8 protein-coding genes are annotated in these 13,256 nt (G+C 36.7%); 4 read left to right on the top strand and 4 right to left on the bottom strand.

Annotated features, from left to right (window positions below; genetic code table 11):
- Nucleotides 1–43: 43 nt before the first annotated feature.
- A complete protein-coding gene (gene hrpA / locus DES39_RS03725; protein WP_121144404.1) occupies nucleotides 44–3,934 on the bottom strand; it encodes an ATP-dependent RNA helicase HrpA in 3,891 nt (1,296 codons plus the stop codon).
- A gap of 88 nt (nucleotides 3,935–4,022) precedes the next feature.
- Between hrpA and DES39_RS03720 the strand changes: the two genes are divergently transcribed.
- From DES39_RS03720 to DES39_RS03705, 4 genes are all read left to right on the top strand, one after another.
- A complete protein-coding gene (locus DES39_RS03720; RefSeq protein ID WP_121144403.1) occupies nucleotides 4,023–4,454 on the top strand; it encodes an META domain-containing protein in 432 nt (143 codons plus the stop codon).
- 300 nt (nucleotides 4,455–4,754) lie between these two features.
- Nucleotides 4,755–6,164 (top strand): pyruvate kinase PykF, encoded by a 1,410-nt coding sequence (gene pykF, locus DES39_RS03715; RefSeq protein ID WP_121144402.1) that lies wholly within the window; start codon nucleotides 4,755–4,757, stop codon nucleotides 6,162–6,164.
- A 139-nt stretch (nucleotides 6,165–6,303) separates the two neighbouring features.
- Nucleotides 6,304–8,358 (top strand): polyphosphate kinase 1, encoded by a 2,055-nt coding sequence (gene ppk1, locus DES39_RS03710; RefSeq protein WP_121144401.1) that lies wholly within the window; start codon nucleotides 6,304–6,306, stop codon nucleotides 8,356–8,358.
- 19 nt (nucleotides 8,359–8,377) lie between these two features.
- Nucleotides 8,378–9,919 carry a Ppx/GppA phosphatase family protein gene (locus DES39_RS03705; RefSeq protein WP_211324606.1) on the top strand — a complete coding sequence of 514 codons (1,542 nt, stop codon included), beginning with the start codon at nucleotides 8,378–8,380 and terminating at the stop codon, nucleotides 9,917–9,919.
- Between the two features lie 34 nt (nucleotides 9,920–9,953).
- On the opposite strand, the gene lolE is transcribed toward DES39_RS03705, so the two are convergent.
- The 3 genes from lolE to lolC are packed head-to-tail and all read right to left on the bottom strand — an operon-like array spanning nucleotide 9,954 to nucleotide 13,102.
- Entirely contained in the window at nucleotides 9,954–11,189 is a 1,236-nt protein-coding gene (gene lolE, locus DES39_RS03700) for a lipoprotein-releasing ABC transporter permease subunit LolE (protein WP_281271069.1), read from the bottom strand.
- 4 nt (nucleotides 11,190–11,193) lie between these two features.
- Complete coding sequence (gene lolD, locus DES39_RS03695) at nucleotides 11,194–11,907, bottom strand: lipoprotein-releasing ABC transporter ATP-binding protein LolD (protein ID WP_121144399.1); 714 nt, start codon at nucleotides 11,905–11,907, stop codon at nucleotides 11,194–11,196.
- Entirely contained in the window at nucleotides 11,900–13,102 is a 1,203-nt protein-coding gene (gene lolC, locus DES39_RS03690) for a lipoprotein-releasing ABC transporter permease subunit LolC (protein ID WP_121144398.1), read from the bottom strand. Before lolC ends, lolD begins: the two co-directional genes overlap by 8 nt.
- Between the last annotated feature and the right edge of the window lie 154 nt (nucleotides 13,103–13,256).

The raw sequence follows: 13,256 nt of genomic DNA, 5'->3' as shown, positions 1-13,256 counted from the left end.
CGTTTAGATAATTTATCGTAAAATGATTAAAAAGATATTTTAGTTATCCCTTACTCAATTCTTCAACAAATTGATTGATACGTTTTTCGGAAATTGGATATGGTGTACCTAATTGCTGAGCAAATAAATTAACCCGTAGCTCTTCTATCATCCATCGTAATTGCCTGGTTGATTTATCTTTGGTTTTATCATTGGCTTGAGTCTGATAAAGCTTCATTACTCGTTCAATAACATGCAAATGCAACCGATCTTTACTTGGATCTAAATAAAGCTTTTCGATCCGTTTATCGACAGCCTGTAAATATCGGTAAATATCTGGTAATTTTTGATACGTGCTATCAGCCACAAATCCTTTATAAATCAGCTGAGATAACTGCTGCTTTATATCAGCTAATGAGAGTGCCAAATTTAAATCCATCCGCCCTTTTAGCTTTTTATTAATCGCAAAATTTAGTGTCAAGATTCGCTCTACCAATGTGGCAATCTCGACAATGATATCATTGATTTGTGCTTTAATTTGAACCAACAGCGGCTGAAACTGCGATTGTTCGAAAATAATACCCTGCTCTTTATCGATCAAATAATCAATGCCACAGTAAATACAATCATCGATTAAATCGCTTATTTTACCAAATGGGTTAAAGTACAGGCCCAGTTTGGCTTTATTGGGCAATTTTTCATGTAAATATTTAATCGGTGAGGGAATATTTAAATAAATAAGCCGCTTAATTCCTTGCTGCATCTGCTTAATCTGTTCATCTTCATTATCAACCAGCTTGATTGAAACGCTATGTCCCTCGTCCACTAGCGTTGGATAAGCTTTGACTACGTAATTTTGTTGTTTCTTTTCATAAACTTTTGGTAAGTGGCCAAAATCCCAAGTCGTCAACTGGTTTTTTTCGATTTCATTATGCCTTGTTTGGGTTATTTGGGTTAACACTTTTTGGACTTGATCTTTTAATGTTTCTTTCAGTTCGCTTAAATCTTTACCTACTAATATTGGCTGATTTTGCTCATCTAAAATAGCGAAAGTCATTAACAAATAGTTTGGTACCAGATCACGTTGCCAGTCTTCTTTAGTAATGGTGATTCCTGTCATTTTACGATATTCACGCTCAAGAGCAGTAAAAAGATCGCCACTATATGGTTTACAACGCTCTAAAAAAGCTTGAGCATAATTAGGTGCTGGCACTAAGTGGCGCCGAAGTGATTTTGGTAGCGATTTAATTAATGCAATAATGAGCTCTTGGCGAAAGCCGAGTACTTGCCACTGAAACACACTCTCTTCATCAATTTGATTGAGAATAGTGAGTGGAATATTAATCGTGACACCGTCACGTGCGCCACCAATATCAAATTGATAGGTAATTTTAAGTTTTATTTGATTGTTATATAACCAATAATCTGGATAATCGTCCTGAGTGACTTGCTCTGCATTGGGGTTAATTAATATGGTTTTGGTGAGTAATAAATAATCACTATTAGCCAGTTTTTCTTTCTTCCACCAATGATCAAAATCTTTTGCACAGGTAACTGTCGTCGGAATTTTACGGTCATAAAATTCAAACAGTAACTGAGGATCGACTAAAATATCTTGACGCCTTGATTTATGCTCCAGCTCTTCAACTTCATTAACTAGTTGATTATTCTTGATAAGAAAATCGTATTTAGTATCGAAATCGCCATCAATTAGGGCTTGTTTGATAAATAATTCACGGCTCAACTGTGGATCAATTCGATGATAATTAACCGTGCGGCAATTAACAATTGGCAAACCAAAAAGCGTCACTTTTTCATTAGCGATGGTTGTCCCCTGCTTTTTTGACCAACGCGGTTCACTATAATGTTTTTTTGATAAATGGACGGCCAATGGCTCAATCCATTCTGGTTCTATTTTTGCAACATTACGGCCCCAAAGTTTGGCTGTTTCAACTAACTCACTTGCCACACACCATTTTGGTAAGGTTTTAAAGACTCCTGAGCCTGGGAAAATCGCAAATTTGATATTTCTTGCGCCAATATACTCGAATTTTTCCAGCTCTTTCATACCAATATGTGATAACAAGCCACTTAAGATTGCACGGTGAATCGATGGATAATCACTATCATGACTATTGATTGCAATATTAAGCTGCTTAACTGTTTGTCGAATTTGGCTGTAAATATCTTGCCACTCTTTAATGCGCAAATAATTCAAGAATTCTTTGCGACATAACTGCCTAAATTGATTATTGGTCAGTGCGTTTTGCTGTTGGTCAATATACTGCCATAAATTAAGATAACTCATAAAATCTGAGTTTTTATCTTGAAACCGTTTATGTTTTTCATCAGAAGCTTGCTGCTTATCTAAAGGCCGCTCTCTTGGATCTTGGATAGAAAGCGCAGCTGAAATAATCATGATTTCTTTCACACAGCCGGTTTTACGCGCTTCAAATAGCATTCTGGCCAGTCTCGGATCAATTGGCAACTGTGATAAAATTTGCCCAATTTTTGTTAAATGATATGATCCTTTTTTACTGAAGATTGCGCCTAACTCTTCTAATAATCGAATGCCATCTTTAATATGTTTTTGCTCTGGTGGTTCTAAAAATGGAAAGGCCGCGATATTACCTAAATCAAGTGCTGTCATTTGCAAAATAACCGATGCTAAATTGGTGCGCAAAATTTCAGGCTCAGTAAATTCTGGTCGGCTTAAAAAATCAATTTCATCATATAAGCGAATACAGATACCATCTGATGTTCGACCGCAGCGCCCTTTACGCTGATTGGCTGAAGCCTGTGAAACCGGCTCAATGGGTAGACGCTGAACTTTCGTGCGATAACTATAACGACTGATGCGAGCCATACCCGGATCAATGACGTATTTGATGCCAGGAACGGTTAATGAAGTTTCGGCAACATTGGTGGATAAAATAATGCGTCGACCACTATGAGGCTGAAAAATACGATTTTGTTCGGCTGCAGATAACCTAGCATACAGTGGCACAATTTCAGTATGCAGTAAATTCAATTTACTCAGTGTATCGGCTAAATCTCGAATCTCTCTCTCCCCAGTTAAAAAAACTAGAATGTCGCCTCGATTATCCTCAAAAGAGAGCTCATCAATTGCGTCAATAATCCCTTGAAAATCATCAACGTCATTATCATCCGATTGATGTGTTGGACGGTATCGCACCTCGACAGGATAAGTTCTTCCCGATACTTCAACAATTGGTGCCTGATTAAAGTGACGAGAAAATCGTTCAACATCTATCGTTGCCGATGTAATGATTACCTTTAAATCAGGGCGCTTTGGCAGTAGCTGTTTTAAATAGCCTAAAATAAAATCGATATTTAAGCTACGTTCATGCGCTTCATCAATAATAATCGTGTCGTACTGGCGCAACAAACGATCTTGTTGAATTTCAGCAAGCAATATTCCATCGGTCATCAATTTGATTAAGGTTGTTGGCTGAACTTGATCGGTAAATCTAACCTTATACCCCACAAGAGTACCCAATTGACTATTTAATTCTTGTGCAATACGACTGGCAACTGAGCGCGCGGCTAATCGTCTTGGTTGCGTATGGCCAATTAGCCCTTTTACGCCTAAACCTAATTCTAAACAAATTTTGGGTATTTGTGTCGTTTTACCCGATCCGGTTTCACCCGCAATAATCACCACCTGATGAGATTGAATTAACCGAGCAATATCTTGTTTTTTTGCCGTAACAGGCAGCCCGTCTGGATAATCAATTTTTGACGGCAAAGCTTGTATGCGCTGTAGATATACCGCTTGAGCTTGATGGATTTTATCAGTAATTGACTCGAGTATGTCAGGTGTAATCTGTTGTTTACCAAGCTGCAATAATGCTTGTTTTAAGGTATATTGATCGAACAAACAGACCGATTCTAACTGGTTAAAAAGCGCTTGTATTTGCTGTGGATATGGCATAGATTATTGCTGATTTATCAAATGTATACTGCTCATTATAGCAAAAAATTGTCATTTAAGCAGAAAAGAAATCTCATTGAGGAACAATATGAAAAAAAAATTATGTTTTTTATTATTAACCACAAGCTTAATGATAACCGCGTGTGATAAAACTAAGCCTGTTCAGGCTGAAGACTTAATGCACCACCGCTTTACGGTAAAAACGTTGAATGGTCAAGCGATGCCAAATAGCCCGCAAACTTTTATTGAATTTGGTGAACATCTCACTATCAATGGCCAGATGTGTAATCGTTTTTTTGGGCAATCAATATTAACCAATAATGAGCTCACAAGCCCAGGATTAGCGATGACAAAACGTTTATGTGCAGATGAACAGCTCAATCAACTCGATAGCGTCATCAGTGAACTGTTCAAAAACGGTGCAACAGTTAAATTAGACAACCAAACGAATGATAAAGTATTACTTAAATTAACTGATAATAGTAATACCATTGTATTTGAGTTAAATGATTTGATGTAATTGACCAAAGATAGAGGCATTATCTGCGTGAAATACACTATTTTATGATTATAATGACAAATGACTTTATTAAAAAAAATGTTAAGCTATAATACATAGCATATATTTAAAACTATCTATGAGTTAATTCTAGTGAAAACTATTTCAAAAAAAAATGTTGGTAATCTTCTCGATATTGTTTTTCCCTTTGAGGTTAACTCTTTAACATCCATTTTATAACTATACCAATGCTTGTCATTGGTTTTTTTATACCTAATATTTTTAACTTTTGACATTAACTTAACAAGCAGATATCTCATTATGAAAAAGACAAAAATTGTATGTACTATCGGACCAAAATCTGAATCCAAAGAAATGTTAACCAAGCTATTAAATGCAGGCATGAATGTGATGCGTTTAAATTTTTCTCACGGTGACTATGAAGAACACGGCGGGCGAATTAAAAATCTACGTGAAGTGATGCAAGAAACAGGTTTAAAAGCCGCTATTATGCTTGATACCAAAGGCCCTGAAATTCGCACCATTAAACTTGAAGGCGGTAGCGATGTTTCTTTGGTCGCAGGTCAAACATTCACATTTACCACCGATAAATCAGTGATCGGAAATGCTCAGCGAGTTGCTGTGACTTATGCCGGTTTTGCTGACGATCTAAAAGTGGGTAATCGTGTGTTAGTCGATGATGGCCTTATTGCCATGGATGTTAAAGAAATTAAAGGCAACGATGTTATTTGTACAGTATTAAATAACGGTGATTTAGGTGAAAATAAAGGGGTTAATCTTCCTGGTGTATCTATCCAATTACCAGCCCTTGCTGAAAAAGATAAACAAGATCTTATCTTTGGTTGTGAACAAGGTGTTGATTTTATTGCGGCTTCATTTATTCGTAAACGTTCTGATGTCGAAGATATCCGCGCGCACTTGAAAACACATGGTGGCGAAGATATTAAAATTATTTCAAAAATTGAAAACCAAGAAGGGTTAGACAATTTTGATGAAATTTTAGAAGCATCTGACGGTATTATGGTTGCTCGTGGTGACTTGGGTGTTGAGATTCCGGTTGAAGAAGTTATTTTTGCCCAAAAAATGATGATCGAAAAATGTGTAAGAGCATCTAAGCCGGTTATTACTGCAACACAAATGCTTGACTCGATGATCAAAAATCCACGCCCTACTCGCGCTGAAGCTGGCGACGTTGCTAATGCAATTTTAGATGGCACTGATGCGGTGATGCTTTCAGGTGAAAGTGCGAAAGGTAAATACCCGCTAGAAACGGTTAACGTGATGGCGACGATCTGTCAACGTACTGATACCACAATTCCAGCATCATTAGAATTGCAACAAGTTGAGAAATTAAGAATTACAGCTGCAGTTTGTTATGGCGCAGTAGAAATCGCTGAAAAACTCAGTGCACCGGTGATTATTGTGGCAACTCGTAGTGGTAAATCAGCTCGTGAAGTGCGTCACTACTTCCCAACAGCTAAAATTTTAGCACTTTCTTCAAGTCAAAAAACAATTAATCAATTGATCTTAACTAAAGGTGTTGAACCTGTTTTAATTGATTCAATTAATTCAACTGATGATTTTTACCGTTTAGGTAAAGAAATGGCAGTGAAACTTGGTTTTGCTAAATCGGGTGATATTGTGGTGATGGTTTCTGGTGCATTAGTGCCAAGTGGGACTACTAATACAACATCCGTTCATCGTATCTAATTTATATCATATTATGATAATATAAGCCGGCAAACGTCGGCTTTTTTACGTTGCATATCGTATGACTTAAATATGCAAATTTAACCAAATTCAGTATATAATTATACACATTGCATTTTGATAGTAGGCCAAAACTTCCATGGGTAATGATAATTTATATCTTCAAAAAGAGCTTAGCTGGCTTGCATTTAATGAAAGAGTGTTACAAGAGGCTGCGGATAAAAGCAACCCATTACTTGAACGAGTCCGTTTTTTAGGTATTTATTCCAATAACCTCGATGAATTCTATAAGGTGCAATTCGCTAATTTAAAACGAGATGTACTGATTGAACAAGAACATGGTAGAGGCGGAAATGCTAAAAGCGTCTTACGGCAAGTCCATCTACGCGTGACCCAAATAGAGTTAACATTTGATAAGCTGTATAATGAGTTATTACTCGAAATGGCTAGAAATCAGATATTTCTTATCAACGAAAGACAGCTAACCTCACAGCAAGAAGAGTGGATAAGAAAGTATTATAAACAAAACTTAAGACAATATATTACCCCCATATTATTAGATAGCCATACTGATCTCATTCAAATATTAAAAGATGATCACTCCTATCTGGCTGTTGAAATTATCAACAATAATGAGATAAAATATGCACTGCTGGATTTACCAACAGGGCAAGTTTCCCGTTTTGTGCTATTGCCATCTGATACAGTATCAAAAAATAAATCGATTATTTTTCTTGATAATATTTTACGTTTTTGTTTACCTGACATTTTTAAAATATTTTTTGACGTCACTGAATTTAATGCCTATTCAATTAAAATTAATCGTGATGCAGAGTATGAGCTTAGCAGTGAATTAGATAGTTTGTTAGAATTAATGTCACAAGGATTAAAGCAGCGTTTAACCGCTCAGCCTGTGCGTTTTATTTATCAAAAAGATATGCCCAAAGCACTGATTGAACTATTGCTCAATAAGCTCAAACTTTCTGAAAATGATGCAACTCCTGGCGGTCGCTATCCTAATTTAAAAGATTTGATGGGAATTCCGCTAATTGGTAGTAAAAATCTGCTCAATAAACCTTTACCCAGTTTAACTTATCATCGCTTTAAACAATTTAGAAATGCGTTTGATACGATCAAAGATCAAGATATTTTACTCTATTATCCTTATTACTCGTTTAGCCATGTACTTGAAATTATGCGACAAGCATCATTTGATCCTAGCGTTACCCATATTCGTATTAATATTTATCGTGTTGCTAAAGATTCCCGATTTGTTCAAGCCGCAATCAATGCAGCAAATAATGGTAAAAAAGTCACGGTTGTCGTTGAGTTACAAGCGCGATTTGATGAAGAAGTTAACATTCGCTGGGCAAAAAAACTCATTGGTTCCGGCGTAAAAGTGATCTACTCACTACCAAAACTCAAAATTCACGCCAAATTATTCTTAATTGAACGAAAAGAAAAAGATCAAATTGTCCGTTATGCCCATATTGGTTCAGGTAATTTTAATGAAAAAACCGCCAAAATTTATACTGACTTTTCGCTTTTAACCGCCGATCCGGTAATCACCGATGAAGTTAAAAAAGTGTTCAACTTTATTGAGAATCCGTTTAAACCAGTGACCTTTAATTATTTACTTATTTCACCACAAAATACCAGAATGAGGTTGATGGAACTCATTCAACGTGAAATAAACCATGCAAAAGCAGGTCTAGCATCGGGCATCTATTTAAAACTCAATGCCATAACCGATAAAGCGATGATCAATAAGTTATATGAAGCATCATGTGCCGGCGTCAAAATCAGAATGATCGTACGGGGAATGTGCGTATTAATACCACAAGTGGCCAACTTGAGTGAAAATATTGTTGTTACGAGTATTGTTGACCAATTTTTGGAACATGCGCGAGTTTATATCTTTGAAAATAATGGTACCAAAGATACTTATATCTCATCTGCTGATTGGATGCCTCGCAATATTGATAATCGCGTCGAAGCTGGCGTAAAAATTCTTGACCCGCAGTTACAAAAAATAATTCAAGATATCTTCACTATTCAGTGCAATGATAATGTTAAAGCCAGAGTCATCGATAAAGATTTACAAAATAACTATATTCAACGCGGTAATAAGAAAAAAATCAGAGCGCAAATTGCGATATATGACTACTTAAATCGATTAGAAAACAACCTATAAACCCAATAAGGATTATTGAGTGCAATCTAAACAACACCATAACCATGAATACGCTATTATGGATCTTGGCTCCAATAGTTTTCACATGATTATTATGAAGAAAAGTGATAATGCTTTACAAGTCATTTATAAAAACAAGCAGAATATTCATTTGGCAACGGGATTAAATAGTGATTATTTTTTGAGTCAAAGTAGTATTCAACGGGGCGTGGCATGTCTAGCGATGTTTGCCGAACGTTTAGCCAATTTCCCAGCCTCACATGTTAAAGTAATTGGTACCTATGCGCTGCGCGTCGCCAAAAATAGGCATCAATTTTTAACTGAAGCCGCCAAGGTTTTCCCTTATCCTATTGAAATTGTTTCAGGTCAAGAAGAAGCACGTCTTATCTACCTTGGTGCGATCAATAATGAATCTGTACCAAAATCGGAAGTAAAATTTGTTATTGATGTTGGTGGTGGTTCAACGGAAATCGCCATAGGTAAGGCGCTTAACCCGACATTAGTTGAAAGCAGACCAATGGGCTGTGTAACGTATGCTAAACAGTTTTTTCCAGATGAAAAAATCACTCGTCAAGCATTTGAAAAAGCAAGATTTGCAGCTGAGCAGCAAGTCGAAAAAATCATCCATTTTGTCAAAAATAATAATATTGCCATTGCCTTTGGCGCATCAGGCACAATTAAAAGTATCTATAATATTTTACTGGATATCGGTGTGAGTGATGGCATTATTACCCCAAAAAGGTTGGATGATTTAGTTTCATATATCCTTGAATTTAATCATTTTGATGATATTAATTACCCATCACTTTCTAATGAACGAAAACGGGTATTTGTTAGTGGGCTGGCGATATTTTATGGGGTATTTAAAGCGTTTGGTTTGAAAGAACTGCATTATACTCAAAGTGCACTGCGTGAAGGTGTACTTTATGAAATGATTGGTAATAATTCTAAGCATCAAGATATTTATCAGAAAACCATTGATGACTTATCTAAATTATATCGTGTTGACGAGCTACATGCTAAAAACGTTGCTTTGACAGCTCAGCATTTAATGACACAATGGCGACAACATGCTTTGGTAGATATTGACGCGGTTCTTGAATCGATTCTCGATTGGGCCGCGCAGCTGCACGAGATTGGTCTAGGCATTAATTTTTCGGGTATTCATAAACACTCAGCCTATATTTTACAACATAGTAATATGCCAGGATTTAATGAAGAGCAACAATTTTTATTATCAACATTAGTTAAATATCATCGTAAAAGTTTTAAATTAGATCACCTTCCCTACTTTAGCTTATTTGAGAAAAAACAGATTTACCCTCTGCTACAAATATTAAGATTATCGGTGCTTATTAATAATCAGCGGTCAGAAAATCTCGATCCATCCGTGTTTAAATTAACCATTATAGATCATGATCCATGCAAAATGGTCTTGATGATGGATAAAACTTTTGCAAAACATAATCGCTTAGTACTATTCGATCTAGAACAGGAACAGCAATATTGGCGCGAGAATAAGCCTTGGCAGCTTGATATCCAAGTGGTTGATATTGCTTAGTTTATGTTGCTTATTCACCACGACCATTTAGCGATTAAAAACCGTTGAGAATTTTAACGGGATCGACTTTACACGCTCGGCGAGCTGGATAATAGCTCGCTATTAATGTTAATAACATCGCTGTACAAAATACAATCACAATATCGACGATATGAATTTCAGAAGGAAGAAAGTCGATAAAGTAGATATGACTATTTAATAACTGGCGTCCAATTAACGATTGAATAACCAGTATGATATTTGAAAGCTGCCATGAAATGATAATCCCAAGGATAGCACCAATCACACTTCCCACCAAACCGGAAATCAAACCGTAAAAAATGAATATTTTACGAATCAATTCATTAGTGGCGCCTAATGTTTTGAGTATCGCAATATCACGTTGTTTATCTTTAACGGCAATAACTAGAGTTGATACAATACTAAAGCAGGCAACGCCCATCACAACAACCATCGCTAAATACATAATCTGCCGAATCATTTGAATATCATGGTACATATAGCCATAGTTAACTTCCCAACTCGACACAGATAACGGTGTTATAATATTCATCGCGGTATTTTGCGCGATATAATTAGCACGGTAAATATTATTAACATTGACCTTTATGCCCGTGACGTTGTCACCTATATTGAGGTATTGTTGCGCATCAGCTAACGGAATAAAAGCAACGCTATTGCCTAAACTACCGCTAAAGTCCATGATACCTACCACCATTAGGCGCACTCTTTTGGGTTGTTTAAGCTGACCGGAATCACCGCTAGTTGGGATTAATAATGTTATCCAATCGCCTTCTTTGGCCGATAACGCATCCGCCAAACCGGCGCCAATAATAATTTGCTGTTGATTATCGGCAAATGATGGCCACTTATCATGCAAAACATAGCGCGGTAAAACACTCATTTGCTCTTCCTGAGCGATATTCACGCCCTGCACTTGAAGCGCTTTTAATTTGGTGCCTTTTTCAACCAATCCGGAAAAACGGATAAAGGGAGCTGATGCAATGATATTTGGGCTATGGGCAATCTGATTTTCCACTGAGCGCCAATTGGCCAGTGTACCATTCTCGGCATAAAACTCAGCATGTGGAATGACCGACAGCACTCGGTTTTTCAACTCTCTTTCAAAGCCGTTCATTGCACTTAAACCAATAATTAACGCCGCAATACCGATAGCGATACTTAAAGTTGATATCACTGAAATCAGTGATAACATGCCACTTTGCTTACGTCCTTGTCTAAATTTTCGTGCCATAAACAGTGCTAGCATCGTTTTATTCACTCTCATGTAATGTTAGTGAACCATGAGACATCATATACTGCTGGTCCATTTTTTTCGCTAAAACTAAATCATGGGTCACCACTAAAAATGCCGTACCATAGTGTTGATTAAGTTCAATTAATAGTTCAAATATCGTTTCTGCAGTAGCCTGATCTAAATTACCTGTTGGCTCATCGGCCATAACAATGGAAGGATGATTAATTAATGCACGACCAATGGCAATGCGTTGCCGCTCACCGCCGGATAATTCTGCCGGTCGGTGCTTTGAACGATGTGACAAATTAACCGATTTTAGCATCTCAAATGCCTGTTCTTGTGCTTGTTTAGCGTTAATTCCGGCAATTAATAATGGCATCGCGACATTTTCTAACGCTGAAAAATCAGATAACAAATGATGGAATTGATACACAAAGCCGATCTCTTTATTACGTAAATGCGCTTTGCGAATTTCAGATAAACGATTTAATGACTGTTGTTTAAATATCACCTCGCCTGAGGTCGGGGTATCAAGGCCACCTAACAAATGTAATAAGGTGCTTTTACCTGAGCCTGAACTACCAATAATGGATGTCATAGTTTTTGCATTAATTGAAAAATTCACATTATTTAGTATATGGGTTGTTACTTTGCCATCTTGATAACTTTTACATAAATTAACCGTTGATAGCAATGGTGTAGAAGATAGGTCCGTTTGGTAATTATTCATAGCGTAATGCCTCAGCGGGTTGGATATTGGCGGCTCGATAGGCAGGATAGAGCGTGGCAACAATCGATAACAGCAGTAAAGCGATAAACACCACCGTTACTTGTGCCATATCAACGACTGAAGGTAAGCGAATACCAGAGAATGTTAATCCGAGAGCCGACATAATGTCACTTAAATTTAAGGCGAACATCAAGCCAATAAAGCAGCCAACTACAGTGCCAATAATGCCTGAACTTGCCCCTTGAATCACAAAAATTAACATAATGTTTTTACGCGTTAGTCCTTGAGTTTTTAAGATAGCAATCTCATTTTGTTTTTCCATTACTAATAAACTTAGTGACGTTATAATATTAAAAGCCGCCACAATCACAATCAGGCTAATTAATAAACCCATCACGTTCTTTTCCATTTTTATCGCTTGAAAGAGCTCACCGCGTTTTACTCGCCAATCGATAAAATGGAGTGATTTGGGTAATGTTTCGCTAACGAGAGACTCAATGTTTAGCGGCTTGTCTAAGTATAGTCGCCAACTTGTGATGGTATTATCTGGATAACGCATTAATTTAGCGGCATCATCAATATTGAGATAAACAATCGATTGCTCAATATCTCGGTTGACCGAAAATAGCCCTGAAACAGTAAAAACTCGTTGGCTAGGCAGCTTACCAACCGGGGTAATTTGGCTGACTTCTGGTACCATTAAACGGATTTTATCACCCACATTAACATTTAATTGGCTAGCAAGGTTACGACCTAAAATAATATTATATTGGCCCGATTGTAACGTGGCAAATTCGCCCCAATACACGTTATTGATGATTGGATCGTATTTGCTTGGATCAACGCCGAGCATGGTGGTTAACACAATGCTTTTTGCACTTTGTAAAATAACATCTCCGCTGACAAGTGGCACCATATTATTAACTTGTTTTAATGGCGGTAGCGATGATTTAGGATACTCTGTCGTTGATATCCGTTCATTATCAGCAGTAATTTGGGCTTGAGGAATATATTGTAATATATTATTTTGCATCTCGTTTTCAAATCCATTCATTACCGACATAATCACAATTAATCCAATGGAACCAAGCATGATGCCAATCATTGACAGCCAAGAAACAAATCGGCCAAAACTATCGGATTTTTTGCTATAAGCATAACGTAAACCGATGAAAAGAGGCAAAGGACGAAACATATTTATTTCTCTTTAATAATCAAAATGATAAATCTATATGATAATTAAATTTGTAAGCTAAAATTGCCTTAATAATAGCGATAATTCGTTAGCATATCAAGCATTAACAATCGTTAAGATGCTGATTTCTTAATTAGTGAAATTAAGTTATAAT

It is taken from the genome of Orbus hercynius (assembly GCF_003634275.1).
GTDB lineage: Bacteria > Pseudomonadota > Gammaproteobacteria > Enterobacterales > Orbaceae > Orbus > Orbus hercynius.
This window is presented reverse-complemented; position numbering and strand designations above follow the sequence as displayed.